13 protein-coding genes are annotated in these 19,960 nt (G+C 62.3%); all 13 read left to right on the top strand.

Going from position 1 to position 19,960, the window contains the following annotated elements:
- Positions 1-22: 22 nt before the first annotated feature.
- The 13 genes from treZ (at position 23) to IH404_RS13485 (ending at position 19,906) form a co-directional block, all read left to right on the top strand.
- Complete coding sequence (treZ, locus tag IH404_RS13545; protein WP_194440624.1) at positions 23-1,768, top strand: malto-oligosyltrehalose trehalohydrolase; 1,746 nt, start codon at positions 23-25, stop codon at positions 1,766-1,768.
- On the top strand, positions 1,765-3,849 hold the full coding sequence (gene malQ / locus IH404_RS13540; protein ID WP_194440623.1) for a 4-alpha-glucanotransferase: 2,085 nt from the start codon (positions 1,765-1,767) through the stop codon (positions 3,847-3,849). The genes treZ and malQ overlap by 4 nt, the downstream gene beginning before the upstream one ends.
- Entirely contained in the window at positions 3,846-6,596 is a 2,751-nt protein-coding gene (locus tag IH404_RS13535; RefSeq protein WP_194440622.1) for a malto-oligosyltrehalose synthase, read from the top strand. The genes malQ and IH404_RS13535 overlap by 4 nt, the downstream gene beginning before the upstream one ends.
- 23 nt (positions 6,597-6,619) lie before the next feature.
- Positions 6,620-6,880: a DUF2934 domain-containing protein gene (locus IH404_RS13530; RefSeq protein WP_005788027.1), complete on the top strand. Its 261-nt coding sequence runs from the start codon at positions 6,620-6,622 to the stop codon at positions 6,878-6,880.
- Between the two features lie 121 nt (positions 6,881-7,001).
- Positions 7,002-9,161: a glycogen debranching protein GlgX gene (glgX, locus tag IH404_RS13525; RefSeq protein WP_005788025.1), complete on the top strand. Its 2,160-nt coding sequence runs from the start codon at positions 7,002-7,004 to the stop codon at positions 9,159-9,161.
- Between the two features lies 1 nt (position 9,162).
- On the top strand, positions 9,163-10,161 hold the full coding sequence (locus tag IH404_RS13520; RefSeq protein ID WP_194440621.1) for an acyl-CoA dehydrogenase family protein: 999 nt from the start codon (positions 9,163-9,165) through the stop codon (positions 10,159-10,161).
- Positions 10,158-10,916 carry a PIG-L family deacetylase gene (locus IH404_RS13515; protein WP_005788022.1) on the top strand — a complete coding sequence of 253 codons (759 nt, stop codon included), beginning with the start codon at positions 10,158-10,160 and terminating at the stop codon, positions 10,914-10,916. The genes IH404_RS13520 and IH404_RS13515 overlap by 4 nt, the downstream gene beginning before the upstream one ends.
- Positions 10,913-11,512 (top strand): SAM-dependent methyltransferase, encoded by a 600-nt coding sequence (locus tag IH404_RS13510; protein WP_005788020.1) that lies wholly within the window; start codon positions 10,913-10,915, stop codon positions 11,510-11,512. The genes IH404_RS13515 and IH404_RS13510 overlap by 4 nt, the downstream gene beginning before the upstream one ends.
- The gene (locus tag IH404_RS13505) at positions 11,509-12,168 is read left to right on the top strand and encodes a glycosyltransferase (protein ID WP_194440620.1); all 660 of its coding nucleotides are present in this window, start codon (positions 11,509-11,511) and stop codon (positions 12,166-12,168) included. The genes IH404_RS13510 and IH404_RS13505 overlap by 4 nt, the downstream gene beginning before the upstream one ends.
- A 143-nt stretch (positions 12,169-12,311) precedes the next feature.
- Positions 12,312-13,073, top strand: coding sequence for a PIG-L family deacetylase (locus IH404_RS13500; RefSeq protein WP_005788016.1), 762 nt, complete (start codon positions 12,312-12,314; stop codon positions 13,071-13,073).
- Between the two features lie 250 nt (positions 13,074-13,323).
- Positions 13,324-15,876 (top strand): autotransporter outer membrane beta-barrel domain-containing protein, encoded by a 2,553-nt coding sequence (locus IH404_RS13495; protein WP_194440619.1) that lies wholly within the window; start codon positions 13,324-13,326, stop codon positions 15,874-15,876.
- Between the two features lie 203 nt (positions 15,877-16,079).
- A complete protein-coding gene (locus tag IH404_RS13490; RefSeq protein ID WP_194440618.1) occupies positions 16,080-18,233 on the top strand; it encodes a TonB-dependent siderophore receptor in 2,154 nt (717 codons plus the stop codon).
- A gap of 179 nt (positions 18,234-18,412) precedes the next feature.
- Complete coding sequence (locus tag IH404_RS13485) at positions 18,413-19,906, top strand: methyl-accepting chemotaxis protein (protein ID WP_194440617.1); 1,494 nt, start codon at positions 18,413-18,415, stop codon at positions 19,904-19,906.
- The last annotated feature ends 54 nt before the right edge of the window (positions 19,907-19,960 follow it).

Genomic DNA, 19,960 nt, shown 5'->3' with positions numbered 1-19,960 from the left:
CCAACCCGGGAGGTCTTCATAGATGCCGTTACGGACTCTGGACACCTGGCCCCACGGCGCAATCATGCTGGACGCGCAACACACGCGTTTTGCCTTGTGGGCGCCAGACGCTTTTTATGTCAGCGTTGAATTGCAACACGGTAAATCCATCACCCTGCTGCCCCAGGCGGATGGCTGGTTCGAAGTCGAAGCAGCCTGCCCTGCCGGCACGCTCTACCGCTTTAACATCGATGGGGAAAACGCGGTTCCCGACCCCGCTTCCAGGGCCCAGGCCCAGGACGTGCACGGTTGGAGCCAAGTGGTCGACCCCAACGCTTACCCATGGCGCAATACCCAGTGGCAAGGCCGCCCCTGGCACACCGCGGTGATCTACGAACTGCATGTGGGCGCCATGGGTGGCTACGCAGGAGTCGAGAAGCACCTACCACGCCTGGCTGAGCTGGGAATCACTGCGATCGAGTTGATGCCGCTGGCGCAGTTCCCCGGTGAACGCAACTGGGGCTATGACGGCGTGCTGCCCTACGCACCGCACGCCGCCTACGGTACGCCCGAACAGCTCAAGCACTTGATCGACACTGCCCATGCCCATGGTTTGGCGGTGATGCTCGATGTGGTCTACAACCACTTCGGGCCCGATGGCAATTACCTCGGACAGTACGCCAAAGGGTTCTTCCAGGAAGACGCGCATACCCCGTGGGGCGCCGGCATCGATTTCGAGCGCCGTGAAGTGCGGGATTTCTTCCTCGATAACGCGCTGATGTGGCTGCTGGAATACCGCTTCGACGGCCTGCGCCTGGATGCGGTACACGCCATCGATAATCCCGGGTTCTTGCAGGAGCTGGCACACCGCGTGCGTCAGCAGGTGCACGACGAACGGCACGTCTGGCTGGTGCTGGAGAACGAGCTGAACCAGGCCAGCCTGCTGAAGGAAGACTTCAACGCCCAGTGGAATGATGACTTTCATAACGTGCTGCACGTGCTGCTGACCGGTGAAACCGACGCCTATTACAGCGATTTCGCCGAACAGCCCACCGCCAAGCTGGCGCGTTGCCTGGGCGAGGGCTTTATCTATCAGGGCGAAACCACCCGCCACGGCCACGCACGCGGCGAACCCAGTGCGGATCTGCCGCCCAGCGCTTTCGTGGCGTTTTTGCAAAACCACGACCAGATCGGCAACCGCGCCCTGGGCGAACGCTTGAACCAACTGTGTTCGCCCCAGGCGCTGAACGCGGCGACGGCTCTATTGCTGCTCAGCCCGATGATTCCGCTGATGTTCATGGGCGATGAGGTGAATGCGGCCGAACCCTTTCTGTTTTTCACCGACCATCACGGCGAACTGGCCGAGGCGGTGCGCGAAGGCCGGCGCAACGAGTTCGCCGATTTCGCGGCGTTTCACGACCCCGAGCAACGCGAACGCATTCCCGATCCCAACGCACTGGAAACCTTTGTGCAATCGGCACCCTCTTTCGTCGAGAACGAGCACACCCAGCTCTATCGTCAGTTGTTGAGCCTGCGTCACCAACACATAGTGCCGCACTTGCCGGGCACTGTAGCCTTGGGCGCGCAGGTGATGGCCGAGGGAGCTGTCACGGCGCGTTGGCGCCTGGGCAATGGCAGCCTGTTGCAGATCGACCTGAACCTGAGTGAACAGCCTCTGGATCACCCCGCGCGCCACCCCATCATTTTTCAGACGCCTGCCCAGCAAGGTACGCAGTTACCACCGTTGAGCGCACGCGTTTGCTTATCACCTGTCGGAGAACACTTTTGAGCGAAGCGAACCTGGAACTACTCGCCAGTCGCGCGGGCCTGGCCGTCGATTGGATCGATGCCAACGGTCGCCCGCAACACGTGCAGCCCGAGGCCTTGCGCGCCGTTCTCAAAGGGCTGGGGCACCCGGCCGATACCGACGCCGAGATCGACGCCAGCCTGCAGGAACTGGAGCAGGTGCAACAAGACACGCACCTGCCGCCCTTGATCACCATCGACAGCGGCGCAAGCCTGGACCTGGCCCGCTACTTCGCCCCGGACACGCCGTGTCGCGTCAGCCTGGAAGGCGGTGAAACCCTGGAGCTGCGCCTGGACGGCAATGCGGTGCTGCCCGGGGTGATTGCCCTTGGTTACCACCAGGTGCATATCGATGGACAAACCTTCACCCTGGCCGTTGCGCCCAGCCACTGCTACAGCGTGGCCGACGCGGTGGACAGCCGCCCCGCTCGCGCCTGGGGCTTGAGCGCCCAGCTGTATGCCTTGCGTCGCCTCGGCGATGGTGGCTTCGGAGACACCCTGGCCCTGGAGCATCTGGTGCGCTCGGCGGCCGAGCGCGGTGCCGACGCGGTGGCGATCAGCCCCATGCACGCGATGTTCAGCGCCGACCCCGAACGTTTCAGCCCATATTCACCGTCCAGCCGCCTGTTTCTCAACAGCCTGTACGCCTCGCCCGCCTGCATCCTTGGCGAACGTGAAGTGCGCGACGCTATCGAGGCCGTCGGCCTGACCGACGAACTGCGGGATTTGGAGCAGCTCACGCTGATCGACTGGCCCACCGCCGCCAAGGCCAAGCAACGCCTGCTGCGTGCGCTGTATGAAGACTTCCGCCACGGCGCACATCCGCAACATGCCGACTTCCAGAGCTTCCGCCAGGCCGGCGGCGAGGCCCTGGAAAACCACTGCCGCTTCGAAGCAGTGCAAGCGCAACGTGCCGCCGCCGGCGAGGAGCTCGACTGGCGCCACTGGCCCGAAGACTGGCGCACGCCACAGAGCCCGGCGCTGGCGCAGTTTGCTGAAGAAAACCGCGATGAGATCGGCTACTTCGCCTTCACCCAATGGTTGATCGCCCGCAGCCTGGCGCGCGCGCAACAGGCCGCCCGTGGCAGCGGCATGGGCATCGGCCTGATTGCCGACCTGGCGGTGGGTGCCGACGGTGGCGGCAGCCAGGCATGGAGCCGCCAGGATGAACTGCTGGCCGACCTCACGGTTGGCGCACCGCCGGACATTCTCAACCGTGCAGGCCAGGGTTGGGGCATCTCCGCCTTCTCCCCGGAAGGTCTCAAACGCAATGGCTTTCGCGCGTTTATCGAAATGCTGCGGGCCAACTTCGCCCATGCCGGTGGCTTGCGCATCGATCATGTGATGGGCCTGCAACGCCTGTGGGTCATCCCCCTGGGTGCCTCGCCCCGCGAAGGCGCCTACTTGTATTACCCGGTGGACGACCTGCTGCGTTTGCTGGCGCTGGAATCGCACCGCCACCAGGCCATCGTCCTCGGTGAAGACCTGGGTACGGTGCCCGAGGGCCTGCGTGAAAAGCTCAGCGCCCGCTCGATTCTGGGTATGCGCGTATTGCTGTTCGAACAGGACCACGAAGGCCGGTTCACGCCGATTCTTGACTGGCCCGACAATGCTTTGGCCACCACCAGCACCCACGACCTGCCCACCCTCAATGGCTGGTGGCACAGCCGTGATATCGAGTGGAATATCCAGCTCGACCTGATCGACCCTCCCACCGTGGAGCAATGGAGCGAACACCGTCTGCGCGAACGTCATGCACTGCGCCAGGCCTTGAGCCAGGACCCGCAGAATTTCGTCGATGAGATCCGCAACGACACCGATCACGTGATCGACGCCAGCGTGCGCTACCTCGGCCACACCCGTGCGCCACTGGTATTGCTGCCGCTGGAGGACGCGCTGGGCATCGAAGAGCAAGCCAACCTGCCCGGCACCCTCGATACCCACCCCAACTGGCGCCGACGCTTGCCAGGCGAGGCCGCCAGCCTGCTCGACCACGACAGTGCTGCGCGCCGCCTCGAACTGTTGGCCGTGGCGCGTAACCAAGCCTATGAGCGTGACCGATGAACGTACTGCCCCTGCGCGCCACCCAGCGCCTGCAATTTCATAAAGGCTTTACCCTCGATGATGCGGTGCCGCTGGTGCCGTATTTTGCCCGCCTGGGCATCAGCCACCTGTATGCCTCGCCACTCCTGAGCGCCCGCGCCGGCTCCATGCATGGCTACGATGTGGTCGACCCAACCCGCGTCAACCCGGAGCTGGGTGGCGAGGCTGCGTTGCGTCGCCTGGTCGCCGCCCTGCGTGAGCACGACATGGGCCTGATCCTGGATATCGTTTCCAACCACATGGCCGTGGGTGGCGCGGATAATCCGTGGTGGCTGGACCTGTTGGAGTGGGGCCGTTTGAGCCCCTACAGCGAGTTTTTCGACATCCAGTGGCACTCGCCCGATCCGTTGCTCAAAGGCCAATTGCTGATGCCGTTCCTGGGCAGCGATTACGGCGAAGCCTTGCAGAGCGGAGCGTTGACGCTCAAGTTCGACGCCGTTCACGGCAGCTTCTACGCCGAGCATTACGAGCATCGCTTCCCGATCTGCCCACGGGACTACGCCTTGATCCTGGGCGGCGATGAGGTGCTCAAACCGCTGGCCGAGCGTTTCGCCGCCCTCGCCTATCAGGACGATGCCTACACCGAAGCTGCTTGGCTCAAGCAGGCGCTGGCCGAACGCGCCACCGAGGTCTTGCCGGCCATCAAGCAACGGCTGGCCGCTTTCGATGGTCGCCAGCCTGAGGGTTTCGAGCGCTTGCATCATTTGCTTGAGCAACAGACCTACCGCCTGGCCAGTTGGCGCACCGCCGCAGACGACATCAACTGGCGGCGCTTTTTCGACGTCAATGAGCTGGGTGGCCTGCGCGTGGAGCGCACGGCAGTGTTCGAAGCCACCCACGGCAAGATTTTCGAGCTGATCAGCGCAGGCTTGATCGATGGCCTGCGCATCGACCATATCGACGGCCTGGCCGACCCGCGTGGTTATTGCCGCAAACTGCGCCGCCGCGTGGACGCGCTGTCGCCACAGCGCCATGTGCCGATCTTCGTGGAGAAGATCCTCGGCGAAGGCGAAACCCTGCGCGAAGACTGGCAAGTGGACGGCACCACCGGCTACGAATTCATGAATCAAGTGTCGTTGCTGCAACACCATCCTGACGGTTTTGCTCCGCTGGCCGACCTGTGGACGCGCCACAGCGAACGGCCCTCGGCGTTTATCGAAGAAGCCCGCTTGGCGCGCCAGCAAATCCTCAATGGCTCGTTGGGCGGCGACTTCGAAAGTGTGGCGCAGGCCCTGCTGCAAGTGGCCCGCGATGATGTAATGACCCGCGACCTGACCCTGGGTGCGATCCGTCGGGCCTTGCAGGAGCTGATTGTGCATTTCCCGGTGTACCGCACCTACATCAGTGCCAGGGGCCGCAGCGCCGCCGACGACAAGGTGCTCCAGCAGGCCATGGACGGTGCGCGCAGTACCCTTAACGAAGGCGACTGGCCGGTGCTTGAGCACCTGGAAAAATGGCTGGGCGGCCAGCCTTGGCGCAATCGCCCGGTGGGCCGTGAGCGCAAGATCCTCAAACATGCCTGCGTGCGCTTCCAGCAACTGACATCTCCCGCCGCAGCAAAGGCCGTGGAAGACACCGCGTTCTATCGCTCGGCCGTATTGCTGTCGCGCAACGACGTGGGCTTCAGTACCGAACAATTCAGTGCGCCGTTGGCAGATTTTCACCAGGCCAATCAACAGCGCCTGACCAGCTTCCCGAACAACCTGCTGGCCACCGCCACCCATGACCACAAGCGCGGCGAAGACACCCGCGCACGCCTGGCGGTGCTCAGCGAGTGCGCGCCCTGGTATGCCGAACAGGTCGAACACTGGCGCAGCCTCGCCGCGCCCTTGCGCGAGGGTACCGACAGCCCCTCGGCGGGTGATGAGCTGATCCTGTATCAGGTGCTGCTCGGCAGTTGGCCGCTGGAGCACAACCCGGACTTAGAGGCTTACCAGCAACGCCTCTGGCAATGGCAGCAGAAAGCCCTGCGCGAAGCCAAGCTACAAAGCAGCTGGAGCGCGCCCAACGAGGCCTATGAGCAGGGTGTCGAGCGCTTCCTCAAGCGTCTATTGCTCAGCGAAGCCTGCCAACCGCTGCGCGATGCGCTCGACGGCGCCGCTCAAGCCATCGCCCCCGCCGGCGCGCTGAACAGCCTGGCGCAAACTTTGCTTCACCTCACCGTGCCGGGTGTACCGGATGTGTACCAGGGTGACGAGTTCTGGGACTTCAGCCTGGTGGATCCGGACAACCGACGCCCGGTGGATTTCGATGCGCGCCAGCGTGCCCTGGAGACCCCACCCGACATCGGTGAGCTGGTGTTCAACTGGCGCGATGGGCGTATCAAACAAGCGTTGATCGCCCAGGTGCTGAACGCACGCAGAGCCTGTCCCGAGCTGTTTCGCAACGGCAGCTATACACCGCTCGAAGTGGTGGGTCGGCACTCGGAGCGCGTGGTTGCGTTTTACCGTGAGCACCAGGGCCAACAGCTGTTGGTGGTGGTGCCGCGCTGGCCATATCCGTTGCTGGAAAACGGTGTATTTCCCCACATCAATGCGCAGGTGTGGGGCGATACCCGGGTGAAATTACCGTTCGCCACCACAACACAAAACTGGAAGGGACTTTTTCAAACAGGCGCAGTCACACCCAACAAGGAGCTGTTGATCAGCGCTGCCCTGGGGGATTTCCCGGTCAATGTCTTTATCAATCCTGATAATCAAGAAAGCTGAACATTTTCTGTGAGGAGTTTGTGATGAGTAAAGAAGACAAACGTATTCGCGAACTGGCGCATCAGATCTGGGAGTCTGAAGGCAAGCCGGACGGTGCGCACGATCGCCACTGGGAGATGGCGCGCAAACTGGCCGAAGCCGAGGCGCTGACGCCCAGCAAGCCCAAGCCTGCCGCCAAGCCGAAAACCGCGCCCAAGGCGGCCGCCAAACCCAATCCGGTAGCCGCCAAGCCTGCGGCGAAAAAACCGACCGCCCCCAAGAAACCAAAACCACCCGCCCCATGATTTCTCGGGCCTGCAGCCGTTATCCCAGGCTACAGGCCCTTTTTCGTCCATGTCCTTCGCTGAAACACCGTCAGCACGGCCGCGTTCGGCCCGAGAAAAGACCCCTTGCAGGAGCAACACCATGAGCAAACCCGAGAACACCACAGCGACGCCGGATCATGAACCGTCGCGGATTCGTGAAGGTTTGCCCTTCCCGCTCGGCGCCACCTGGGATGGCCTGGGCGTCAACTTTGCACTGTTTTCGGCCAACGCCACCAAAGTGGAGTTGTGCCTGTTCGATGACACCGGCGAAGTCGAGCTGGAGCGCATCGAACTGCCCGAATACACCGACGAGATCTTCCACGGTTACCTGCCCGACGCCCACCCCGGGCTGATCTACGGCTACCGCGTGTACGGCGCGTACGACCCGGCCAATGGTCATCGCTTCAACCACAACAAGCTGCTGATCGACCCCTACGCCAAGCAACTGGTGGGCGAACTCAAATGGTCGGAGGCGCTGTTCGGCTACACCATCGGCCACCCGGATGACGACCTCAGCTTCGATGAGCGCGACAGCGCGCCCTTCGTGCCCAAGTGCAAGGTTATCGACCCGGCACACACCTGGGGCAACGATCAACCCGTACGGGTGCCCTGGGACCGCACGATCATCTATGAAACCCATCTGCGCGGCATCAGCATGCGCCACCCTTCGGTGGGCGAGTCCGTGCGCGGCACCTGCGCCGGCTTGATGGAAGACGACGTGCTCAAACATATCCGCCAGTTGGGCGTCTCTTCGGTCGAGCTGCTACCGGTGCACGCCTTCGTCAACGACCAGCACTTGCTGGAAAAAGGCATGACCAACTACTGGGGCTACAACAGCATTGCCTTCTTCGCCCCCGACCCGCGCTACCTGGCCAGCGGCAAGATCGCCGAGTTCAAGGAGATGGTCGCGCACCTGCATGAGCAGAAGCTGGAAGTGATTCTGGACGTGGTCTACAACCACACCGCCGAAGGCAACGAGCGCGGCCCGACCCTGTCCATGCGCGGCATCGACAACGCCTCTTACTACCGCCTGATGCCCGACGACAAGCGCTTCTACATCAACGACTCCGGTACCGGCAACACCCTGGACCTGAGCCACCCTTGCGTGCTGCAAATGGTCACCGACTCCCTGCGTTACTGGGCCACCGAGATGCATGTGGACGGTTTCCGCTTCGACCTGGCAACCATTCTGGGCCGCTACCGTGACGGGTTCGACGAACGCCACAGCTTCCTGGTCGCCTGCCGCCAGGACCCAGTGCTGCGCCAGTTGAAAATGATTGCCGAACCCTGGGACTGCGGCCCCGGCGGCTATCAGGTGGGCAACTTCCCGCCAGGCTGGGTGGAATGGAACGACCGCTTCCGCGACACCGTGCGTGCGTTCTGGAAAGGCGACGACGGCCAACTGGCGGATTTTGCCGGGCGCATGACCGCCTCGGGCGAGATGTTCAACCATCGTGGGCGCCGGCCTTACAGCTCGGTGAACTTCATCACCGCCCACGACGGTTTTACCTTGCACGACCTGGTCTCGTACAACGACAAGCACAACGAGGCCAACGACGAAAACAACCAGGACGGCAGCAATAACAACCTGTCGTGGAACCACGGTGTCGAAGGCCCGACCGACGACCCTGAGATCAACGCACTGCGCCTGCGCCAGATGCGCAACTTCTTCGCCACCCTGCTGCTGGCCCAGGGCACTCCGATGATCGTCGCCGGTGACGAGTTCGCCCGCACCCAGCATGGCAACAACAATGCCTACTGCCAGGACAGCGAAATCGGTTGGGTCAACTGGGACCTGGACGATGACGGCAAGGCCCTGCTCAAGTTCGTCAAGCGCTTGATCAAGCTGCGCCTGGCCTACCCGATTCTGCGGCGTGGACGCTTCCTGGTCGGCGACTACAACGAAGATATCGGCGTAAAAGACGTCACCTGGCTGGCGCCCGATGGCAACGAAATGAACACCGAGCAATGGGAAGACAGCCAGGGTCGCTGCCTGGGCATGTTGATGGATGGCCGCGCCCAGGAAACCGGGATCCGCCGCGCGGGTGCCGATGCTACGCTGTTGCTGGTGGTCAATGCCCACCATGACATGGTCAATTTCCGCCTGCCGCCGGTGCCAGAGGGTGAATTCTGGACGTGCATGCTCGATACCAATGAGCCGGCGATACGCGGCCAGGAGCGTTTTGACTTTGAGCATGAGTACGCCGTGACCGGCCGCTCATTGCTGTTGTTTGAACTGCAGCGTGAAGACGAGGTGTGAGATGGCGTTGCACAGTTTCCTTCAGGGCTACCGGGGCTACGCGGATACGTACGCCCTGGGTACGGCACTGAAGGCACTTCAGGAAGAAGGCCTCGATCAACTGCCGCTGCCGGGCAGCGGCGAAACCCTGGCCCGCTTCAGTCGGCTGGCCCAGGTGGCCGGCCATGACTTGCGCCTGTGCAAGTTGTTCGAAGGTCATACCGACGCGCTGGCGATCATTGCCGAACTCGACAGCCCGCTGCCGCCGCTTGCCAGTACGTGGGGCATGTGGGCGGCCGAACCACCCGCAGCCAAGGTGCGTGTACGGCGCGACGGTCAGTGGCTGATCGTCGATGGACGCAAAGCCTGGTGTTCCGGCGCGGCGGTGGTCAGCCATGGCTTGCTGACTGCCTGGGACGAGGATGATCGTCAGCAACTGGTGGCCGTGGCGATGGATCAACCCGGCGTCACGGTGTCGGACGAGGGCTGGAATGCGGTAGGCATGGCTGCCACCGGTAGCGTTGAGGTTCTGTTCAACGCGGTCAAGGGTATCGCGATAGGTGGGCCGGGTGATTACCTGTCGCGCCCCGGCTTCTGGCAAGGCGGAGTCGGTATCGCCGCGTGCTGGTACGGCGGCGCGCAACGCCTGGGCGAAGTGCTGCGCGCGCACTGTGCGCAGCGCTCGGAGCCTCATGCGCTGGCCCATTTAGGGGGAGTTGACAGCGCACTGAACAGCGCCGCTTGCGTACTACGCGCCAGCGCCGAGCAGATAGACCGCGAGCCTCGCGCCAATGCCAGGCAACTGGCCCAACAGGCACGCGCATGTATTGAAGACACTGTCGAGCAGGTCATGCGTCATGTCGGCCATGCAGTAGGCGCCGGCCCCTACTGCAAAGACCCGCACTTTGCCCGGTTGATGGCAGATTTGCCGGTGTATGTGCGGCAAAGCCATGCCGAACGCGACCTGGCTGCCCTCGGCGAACTGGTCGCCGGCGACGACTCGGGACGGTGGCAGTTATGAAACCCAATCCGATTGTCGGCCAGGGCACCCCGCTCAATCATTGGCAAACCTCGGCACGGCTGGCCGAGTTGCCGCACATCAGCGCCGCGCAGTTGGTACCGCAGGGGCACCGCGCGGTGATCATCGCACCGCACCCGGACGATGAAGTGCTCGGCAGCGGTGGCCTGCTGCAAGGTCTGGCCGTATTGGAGCGCCCAATCCTGTTGATCTCCGTCACCGACGGCAGCGCCAGCCATCCCGGTTCCAAACGCTGGCCGGTGGCACGCCTGGGCGTGGTGCGGCCGCAGGAGTCGGCCCAGGCTCTGCACCGCCTGGGCCTGCCGTTGCACAGCTTGAAGTGGCTGCGCGGCGGTTTTACCGACAGCAAGGTGGCCGAGCGCGAAGCCCAACTGTGCGAGTTCATCCAGCGCCACCTCAAACCCACCGACATCGTGTTCGCCACCTGGCGCGAGGATGGCCATTGCGACCACGAAGCGGTGGGCCGTGCCAGCGCTAAAGCGGTCCAGGCTGTCGGCGCCACCCTGTGCGAACTGCCGGTGTGGACCTGGCACTGGGCAACTGCCGAAGATCACCGGGTGCCCTGGCATCGGGCGCGCAAGATTGCATTGACGCCCGAGCAAGTGGCACGCAAACGCCACGCGATCCACGCGTTCGCCAGCCAGTTGGAGGGCGACCCGCAGGTCGGCCTGCCGCCGGTGCTGGCACCCTACGTAGTGGAACGCTTGCTGCAACCTTTTGAAGTGGTGTTTGTATGAGTGTGGCCACCCCGTACTTTGATCAACTGTTTGCCGGCAACGACGACCCCTGGGCGTTTCGTCAGCGCTGGTACGAACAACGCAAGCGCGCACTGACCCTGGCCGTGCTGACCCGACCTCGCTATGCCTCGATCTTCGAGCCTGGTTGTGCCAACGGCGAGCTGAGCGCCGAACTGGCGACCCGTTGTGAGCGCCTGCTGTGCTGCGACACCGCTAGCACCGCCGTGCAACTGGCACAGACGCGCCTGACCGCGTTTGCTCATGCTCATGTAGAACAGCGCCGGCTGCCCCAGGAATGGCCTGCAGGTCAGTTCGAACTGATCGTGTTGAGCGAGCTTTGTTACTACCTGGATGCGAATGATCTGAATCGTCTGATCGATCACGCGCTGGCGGCCTTGACCGATAACGGCCAACTCCTGGCCTGCCACTGGCGCCCGCCCATTGACGGTTGCCCGCAAACCGCCGAACAGGTGCACGCCCTGCTCCAGCACCGACTGGGTATGCCACCGCTGGTACAGCATCATGACAAGGATTTTCTGCTCGATTTGTGGAGCCGCGATGGCACCTCGGTCGCGCGCCATGAGGGGTTGCGATGATCGGCATCTTGATTCCGGTGCACAACGAAGAAGCGCTGCTGGATGACTGCCTGAGGGCTGCGCAGATCGCCGCCAACCATCCGGGGTTGCACGGGGAAACGGTGCAGATCCTGGTAGTGCTCGACAGTTGCAGCGATGCCAGCGCAGCGATCGCCCAGGCGCATGATGTGCAAAGCGTGCAGGTACAGGCACGCAACGTAGGGCGAGCACGAGGCGTCGGCGCACGGCACTTGTTGAACCAGGGGGCGCGCTGGATTTCCTGTACCGACGCCGACAGCCGCGTGGCCCCCGACTGGCTGGTGGCTCAACTGGCCCTGGGCTGTGACGCGGTGTGTGGCACCGTGACCGTGGACGCCTGGAGTGAGGGGTTCGACCCCGCGGCGCAGATTCGTTATCACCAGGCTTACCACGCGCGTGATGGCCACCGGCACATCCATGGCGCTAACTTGGGCGTGAGTGCCAGTGCCTATGTGCAGGCCGGCGGCTTTGAACCGCTGGCGTGCCACGAGGATGTGCAATTAGTGCGTGAACTGGAACGTTGCGGTGCTTCCATTGCCTGGAGCCATGCGCCGCAAGTGGTCACCAGCGCACGCCTGGATTGCCGCGCCCAGGGCGGTTTCGGCGATTACCTGAAAAGCCTGATGCTGGTTTCGTAAAAAAACGACAAACCTGTGACACATCCTTGTCTATGCTGAGAGTGCCTTGCATAGCATCCCAGGATTGGAATGCCGTGCACTCACCGCAGCGGAGCCTGCGCTGAAGTCAAGAGCATTACCCACCGACAAGGACGTGACACCCCATGAAGCCTGCCTCCTCAAGCGAAGGCCGTCGCGGCCCCGCGCAAATCTGGAACAGCGCGCCGCAGTTGGCGCAAATCCCCTGCCTCGCACTGGCTACCCTGGTGCCGCCCGGTGCCCGGGTTGTGGTGATAGCGCCCCACCCTGGCGATGAAGTCCTGGCGTGCGGCGGTTTGCTGCAACTGCTCAGCACCCGCGAGCATCCGCTGAAATTGATCTCCATCACCGATGGCAGCGCCAGCCATCCAGGCTCACAGGTGTGGCCGGCCAGGCGCTTGAGCGTGGTGCGCCCCCAGGAAAGCGCCGAGGCATTGCGCCGCCTCGGTATGCCGTTGCACAGCCTCAAATGGATTCGCGGTGGGTTTTGCGACGACGCGCTAGCTGCCCACGAGCAACCGATGAGCCAGTTCATTGCGCGCTACTTGCAACCTGGAGACGTGGTGTTTACCACCTGGCGCAATGACGGCAATGACGACCACGATGCAGTCGGTCGGGCGAGTGCAAAAGCCTGTAGCCTGGTGGGCGCTCGCCTGTATGAACTGGCGATCTGGGCCTGGCATTGGCCGGCACGCGAAGGTGCGGTGATTCCCTGGCAACGTGCACGCAAGGTGCGCCTGGACACCTGGAGCGTGGCGCGCAAACTGCACGCTGCCCATGCCTACGCCAGCCAATTGGTCGGCGACCCGCAGATCGGCTTGCCGCCCATGCTCGCCCAGGTGTTGCTTGAGCGTATGCGCGAACCCTACGAGATCGTGTTCACCTAGGCATTGGCTCGTCTATACCTGTCAGGTTTTACAGTGGCGGCCTTTTCGATCTGCAACTAAGGTGCGACAAGTGCTGCGCCAGTTGAGGTGCAGTCGAGAAAGCCATGCCAACCCATTGCATTGCCCGGTGTTTTCAGATGCAGGTAACTCGTAGTCCCTGATCCGTATCGCGTTCGTTGTTGCCATGGTTTTGAACCGCGCCCGCTGTTCCGGGCGACGGGACATCATTGTGCTCAAGCGAGGACGGATCATGCGCACACGGATAACTTCTTTGTTGTACTCAGCGATTATTGTGACGGCATGGCCGTTTGCCTCGTATGCGGCGTGCACGGTCAACAACACGCCAGGCAACGACACCTCCCGTTGTGACAGCGCCACCGCGCCGGGCTTTACCGATACCGGCGGCGACAACACCCTCGAACTCACCGCCACGGGGCGAGTGAGCGGGAATGTGATCTTTGGAAGCGGCAAGGATCACGTGGTTGTCAACGGCCCGAGCGCGGGCATCGATGGCAACCTCAACCAGGGTGATGGCAATAACATTTTCCAGCTCAACCAGGGCAGTATCACCGGATCCATCAGCCAAGGCGCGGGCGCTGATGTGGTGGAGATTTCCGGGGGCCAGGCAGGCGCTGTCAACCAGGGCTCGGGGATCGACCGTTTTGACATGCGCGGCGGCACCATTGCCTCGCTGGAACAGGGCGACGGCCTGGACGTCTTCAACATGAGCGACGGCACCATCACCGGCGGTTTCGACGACGGCGACAATGCGACGATGACCGGCGGCACCATCGGCCGGGTCAACATGAAACTCGATGACAACCGGTTCGATATGTCTGGTGGCAGGATCATCGGCAACCTGGTGACCGGCTTCGGTAAAGACACCATCCTGATCTCGAACAACGCGTTCGTGGGCGGCAATATCAGCGTCAGCGGCGGTGACGATCAGGTGATCATTTCCGGTGGTGAGGTTAACGGGCAAGTGTTGCTCAGCTTCGGTAACGATGAATTTATCTGGTCCGGCGGCAACCTGCATTCCTCCGTGTCAATGGGGGCCGGCGACGATACGGCGTTGCTTCAGGGGCTAGTGGCTGAGCAAGTGGCGGCGGCGCAACTGATAGATGGTGGCGTGGGGATTGACGCCCTGACCCTGAACAACACCAAAACCGCTGATCCCGGCCTGTTTGCCAACTGGGAAAGCATTCGCCTGGACAACGGCTCACAAATGAACCTGGGCGGGACGTTGACCCTGGGGGACAGCGAGACTGGCACCGGCGCCCTGCTCATTGACAGCACCAGTGCGCTGCTGGTCAACACAGGCGGGATCAATCCGTTTACCGCCGGCCAGTTGGTCAACGTGACCAACAGTGGCACCCTCGACATGGTCACTGGCAGCACCACCGCCCATGACACCTTGACCATCAACGGCAATTACACCGGCAACGGCGGGCGTCTGGCGCTGCAAACCGTGTTGGGAGCAGACGACTCGGCCAGCGACAAACTGGTGGTCAGCAGCGGCACACTGCTGGGCAACACCACTCTGTTGATCACCAACCTTGGGGGCGCCGGCGCAGCGACGTTACAAGACGGCATCCAGGTAGTGCAGGCGCTCAATGACGCCAGCGGGCCTGGCACTGCCTTTACCTTGGGCAATACGGTAACGGCCGGGGCGTTTGACTACTACCTGTTCAAAGGCGCGGGCACGGCTGGAACAGAGCAGAGTTATTACCTGCGCTCCACGATTCCGGTCACACCGCTGCCCGAACCTGAAGGGCCGGTTACGCCAGTGCCTGAGCCGGTGGTTGGAACCCCGCCCCTGCCGTCTAACCCCACTGACAAAGAGGTCCCGATCTATCGCCCCGAAGTACCGCTGTACTCTGTGTTGTTTCCTGCCGCGCAGCAAATCGTGCAGGGCATGCTCGGCACCTATCACGAGCGCATGGGCGATCAGAGCCGGCAACAGCAAACCGGCGTCATGCCGGCAGGTTGGGGCCGGGTCTACGGCAGCAGCAGCCGCCAGAGTTTTGCCGGTGCGGTCAACCCTACGTTGGACGGTTCGCTGACAGGGTTCCAGGTCGGCACAGATGTGTTCGCCAGCCTGCTGGAAAACGGCCTGTTGCAGCGCCTTGGGTTCTTCGTCGGTCACAGTCGCCTCAGAGGCAATGTAAAAGGCTTCAACGGCGGCTGGGAGGACAAGGACGCCGGCAAAACCACCTTGCGCGGCGATAGCCTGGGGGTCTACTGGACACTGATCGGCGCCAACCAGGCTTATCTTGACCTGGTGTTGATGGGCACCCGCTTTGATGGCAACAACGAGTCAGCGCGTGGCGTCAAGATGAAAACCCGCGGGCATAACGTTACCGCCTCCGCCGAAGTGGGCTGGCCGTTCGCGCTGAGTGCTCGCTGGATTCTGGAGCCGCAGGCGCAGTTGATCGTCGGCAAAACCAAGCTCGATAGCCAGAACGACGGTATTTCCGAGGTTTCCTATGACGCCGATACCAACGTCACTACGCGCCTGGGTGTGCGCTTGCGCGGCGATTACACCGTCAATGGCCTGCCGCTGCAGCCTTATGTACGTGCGAATGTCTGGCATTCCAGCGCCGGGGACAACAGTGTGATATTCAACGATGTGACGCGTATAGACACCGAACAGAAATCCACCACGATGGACGCCCGGCTTGGCGCCATCCTTCAGGTGGCCAAAGATATTAACCTGTACGGCGAGATCGGCTATGACCGCAACCTGGACAGCAATAACTTGAACGGCCATCGAGGGACGATTGGCGTAAGTATGAAGTTCTGATCTGAAAACCTTGCTCGCGAAGAACTCACAGACGCAGCGTTCATTCAGCAAACACGCGTAATCGTTGACGTTTTTCGCGAGCAAACTCGCTCCTGCAGGACCACGCAAGGCTTTTTCCCATGGGCTCAATCTGACACACTGATGCGAATAATTATCAACAGATTTTTTATTCGCCACGGATGGCCTTTGGGAGCTCTCTATCCATGTTCGTGCAACAACGCGGCAGCAACGTTTTTTCACCTGGCTCGATTGCAATTGCTATCTGCCTGACAACCTCCCACGCGGCACTGGCCGCCGACGCCGAAGCCCCGGCCACCATTGAGCTGGGCGCCACCCAGGTCTCGGGCCAGCAGCTTGGCGCAACCACCGAAGGCAGCGAGTCGTACACCACCGGCTCGATGAAAACCGCGACCAAACTGCCGCTGACCCTGCGTGAAACCCCACAAGCTGTCACCGTGATTACACGCCAGCGCATGGATGACCAGGCCATGACCAGCATCAACGACGTGGTCAACGCCACGCCCGGGTTGTTCCTGAACTACTCCAACGGCCCCGGCCGGCAGTCTTACACCGCACGCGGCTTCAATGTCGACAACCTCATGTATGACGGCATCCCCAGCGGTTACAACGGCGCGTCGGTGGGCGCCCAGCCGAACCTGGCGATGTTCGACCGCGTCGAGGTGGTGCGCGGCGCTACCGGCCTGGTGACCGGCGCGGGCAACCCCTCGGCGGCCATCAACCTGATCCGCAAGCGGCCCCTGGACGAACAGAAAGTCACCCTCACCGGCGCCGCCGGCAGCTGGGATGACTACCGTGGCGAGTTTGACGCCTCCAGCCCGCTCAACCCCAGTGGCACCTGGCGCGGTCGCGTCGTCACATCCTACCGCGACGCCAACAGCTTTATCGACAAGGCCGAGCAGGATCACGGCCTGTTCTACGCCGTCACCGAAGCCGATCTGAGCGAAGACACCACTCTCACCCTCGGCTACTCGAACCAGAAGGACAAGACCAACTACTTCTGGGGGGCCTCGATGGTCGGCCTGGATGGCCGTCACCTGGACCTGTCGCGCTCTTACAACCCCGGTACCGACTGGGAAAACAAAGACCAGGAAATCAATACCGTGTTCGCCGAGCTGCGCCAGCGCCTGGCCAATGACTGGAGCCTGCAGGTCAACGCCAATTATTCCGAACAGGACGCATTGTTCTCCGGCTCCTATCAATCGCGCTGGACCAACAAGACCCTCGCCCGCACGGTGTATCAGGCCAGCTATGATGAAAACCAGGCCGGCGTCGACGCCTTTGCCAGCGGCCCGTTCGAGGCGTTCGGGCGCACTCATGAACTGGTGGTGGGCGCCAGCAAGCGCATCTACGACATGACCACTCATAACTACAGCCCGTATGAGATGAACTGGCCGATCAACGCCGGCAAACCGAACTTCACCCGTACCAACAACGCCCGCGAAGTCACCACCCAGGACGGTTTCTACCTGACCTCGCGCCTGAGCCTGACCGACCCGTTGAAGCTGATCCTTGGCGGGCGCCTGGATTGGTATGACTATGACAACCGTGATGGCGACGGCGACTACAAGGTTACCCGCAACCTCACCCGCTACGCCGGCTTGATCTACGAACTGAACGACCAGCACTCGGTGTATGTAAGCTACAGCGACATTTTCACGCCACAGAAAGAGAAGAGCACTGCCGGCACCCCGCTCAAGCCCATCGTCGGCAAGAACTATGAAATCGGCCTCAAGGGCGAATACCTGGGGGGCGCGTTGAATGCGAGCGTGGCGCTGTTCCGCGTCGACCAGGAAAACCGCGCCGTGAAGATCGTTGTACCGAACTGCCCACAGGCCTCTTGCAACCAGGCCTCGGGGGAAATCCGCAGCCAGGGCATCGACTTCGAACTGCAAGGTGCCTTGACCGAGAACTGGCAAGTCGGCGGTGGCTACACCTACGCACGAACCCACACGATCAAGGACGACGCCAACCCGCAGAAGGTCAACAAGCAGTTCGACACCGACACCCCGGAACACCTGTTCAAACTGACCACTCGCTATAACTTCCAGGGCCCGCTGGAAAAACTCCGGGTCGGCGGCAACATCTCCTGGCAGAGCCGCATGTACAACGACATCAAGCTGGCCGATGGCAGCACCTACCGGCTCAAGCAAGGCGGTTACGCAGTCACCGACCTGATGGCCGGCTACCGGGTCAACCAGCACCTGGACCTGCAACTCAACGCCAACAACATCTTCGATCGTCACTACTACCAGTCCATCGCCGACGATGTGGAATATGGCGGCGACTCCTATGGCAGCCCGCGCAACATGATGCTGACCGCCAAATACAGCTTCTGATTCCAGCCTGTACCGTGGGAGGGCCTGCGCCCTCCCACTCAAGTCCCCTTCCCTCCTGCCGATAACCGATTGCCGGATCTGATCCGGTAAAAATCGCTGTACCTGCTTTGCTCTCACCAGCGGCCATCGTGGCACGCCACCTGCTTGGATGCTGGCATAACTATATGGAGTAACCGTGAATGCCCCTTCGCACACGCTTTCAGGAGCACTATCGCAAAGCCGACCGCATCATGCTGGCATTGATCTGGCTGATGTTCCTGTTCTCCCTGGGGTTGGCGTTCTGGCATGAAACCTTGCTCCAGGCGCTGATCGTCGGTGGCGGCACCGGCGTGGTGCTGACGGCGCTCTACCGTGTCATTGGCAGCACCCGCTTGATGCGTTGCGCACTGGGCGCCGGGTTGATGGTGATGGCGGCGTTGCACATCAATCAGGCGCACGGGGTGATCGAATCTCACTTCGGCATTTTCGCGCTGTTGGCGGTGTTGACCTTCTACCGTGACTGGCTGCCGATCCTGGTGGCGGCGTTGACCATCGCCGTGCACCACCTGGTGTTCCATGCGCTGCAGCACCAGGGTTTGCCGGTGTTTGTGATGGAGCATCACGGCGGCTGGACGATGATCTTCGTCCACGCCTTCTATGTGGTGATGGAAACCGTGGCCCTGTTGTACCTGGCGGTCCACAGCCAGGCGGAAGCTGTCGAAAGCCAGGAAATGCTCGAGAAGATGCTCGCTGTAACCTCACAGTTCACCGAGCAAGGCGCGCACGATGAAGACAAGGTACGCGTGTCCCTGGCCAAGCGCTTCGACCACTTCCTGCAACAACTGACCCACCTGATCGACGGTGTCGCCCGCGACTCCCACGGCCTGGGGCAACTCGGCCAGGAACTGGCCTGCGCCAGTGGCACCCTGGAAAAAGGTGCGCGGCATCAATTGGTGCAGATCGGCGAAATGAACGGTTCGATGCAGCGCATGGAAGACGCCATGGGCCACATTACGGTGCAAGTCGAACAAGCCGTGGAACACGCCGGCCAAGCCAGTCAGCAAATTGTTCGCGGCCAGGAGAGCGTCGGCCGCGCCCAACATGAAATCAGCGAACTGGCCTCACGCATCAACGGCACTGAATCCACCGTGCAATCGTTGGCCGTGCAGGCCGAGCAGATCGGCTCGGTGCTGGAAGTGATCAGCAGCATCGCCAACCAGACCAACCTGCTGGCCCTCAACGCCGCCATCGAAGCCGCTCGCGCCGGCGAGCAAGGCCGCGGGTTTGCCGTGGTCGCCGACGAAGTGCGCAGCCTGGCGCAGCGCACCGCCCTCTCCACCCAGGAAATCAAAACCATCATCGAGGGCCTGCAACATGGCAGCCGCGATGCCGTCGAAGCCATGCACGCCAGCCGCGAAGGCGTGGAGCGTTGCGTGCAAGACAGCCAATTGGCGGTGCAGATGCTCCGGGCGGTCGGCGAGGACATTGCGCATATCGATCAACTTAACGGCCGCATCGTCGCGACCACCCGCGAGCAGACCTCGGCGAACCTGGAGATCGTCGAGCGCTTGCAGTCGGTGCAGAGCATCGCCCAAAGCACCGCCGACGATGTGGAAACCCTGGCCCGCAGCAGCGAACGCCTGCCGCCGATTGCAGTGCGCCTGGATGCGTTGGGGCGAAGGTTTCATCCTTGACCCGTCAACCCGAACATCGGCGTAAATTCCGCTCACGCATTGGCGACAGACGTG

The sequence above is a fragment of the Pseudomonas sp. OST1909 genome (genome assembly GCF_015277575.1).
GTDB lineage: Bacteria > Pseudomonadota > Gammaproteobacteria > Pseudomonadales > Pseudomonadaceae > Aquipseudomonas > Aquipseudomonas synxantha_A.
Note: the sequence above shows the minus strand (reverse complement) of the source record. Positions and strands in the feature narration are given on the sequence as shown.

Bases quoted from the DNA above. Each gene is read 5' to 3' on its own strand.
- IH404_RS13490 (WP_194440618.1), top strand. From the start codon at position 16,080: ATGTTCGTGCAACAACGCGGCAGCAACGTTTTTTCACCTGGCTCGATT.
- IH404_RS13510 (WP_005788020.1), top strand. From the start codon at position 10,913: ATGAGTGTGGCCACCCCGTACTTTGATCAACTGTTTGCCGGCAACGAC.
- IH404_RS13500 (WP_005788016.1), top strand. From the start codon at position 12,312: ATGAAGCCTGCCTCCTCAAGCGAAGGCCGTCGCGGCCCCGCGCAAATC.
- IH404_RS13520 (WP_194440621.1), top strand. From the start codon at position 9,163: ATGGCGTTGCACAGTTTCCTTCAGGGCTACCGGGGCTACGCGGATACG.
- IH404_RS13515 (WP_005788022.1), top strand. From the start codon at position 10,158: ATGAAACCCAATCCGATTGTCGGCCAGGGCACCCCGCTCAATCATTGG.
- IH404_RS13495 (WP_194440619.1), top strand. From the start codon at position 13,324: ATGCGCACACGGATAACTTCTTTGTTGTACTCAGCGATTATTGTGACG.
- IH404_RS13485 (WP_194440617.1), top strand. From the start codon at position 18,413: ATGCCCCTTCGCACACGCTTTCAGGAGCACTATCGCAAAGCCGACCGC.
- treZ (WP_194440624.1), top strand. From the start codon at position 23: ATGCCGTTACGGACTCTGGACACCTGGCCCCACGGCGCAATCATGCTG.
- IH404_RS13505 (WP_194440620.1), top strand. From the start codon at position 11,509: ATGATCGGCATCTTGATTCCGGTGCACAACGAAGAAGCGCTGCTGGAT.
- glgX (WP_005788025.1), top strand. From the start codon at position 7,002: ATGAGCAAACCCGAGAACACCACAGCGACGCCGGATCATGAACCGTCG.
- IH404_RS13530 (WP_005788027.1), top strand. From the start codon at position 6,620: ATGAGTAAAGAAGACAAACGTATTCGCGAACTGGCGCATCAGATCTGG.
- IH404_RS13535 (WP_194440622.1), top strand. From the start codon at position 3,846: ATGAACGTACTGCCCCTGCGCGCCACCCAGCGCCTGCAATTTCATAAA.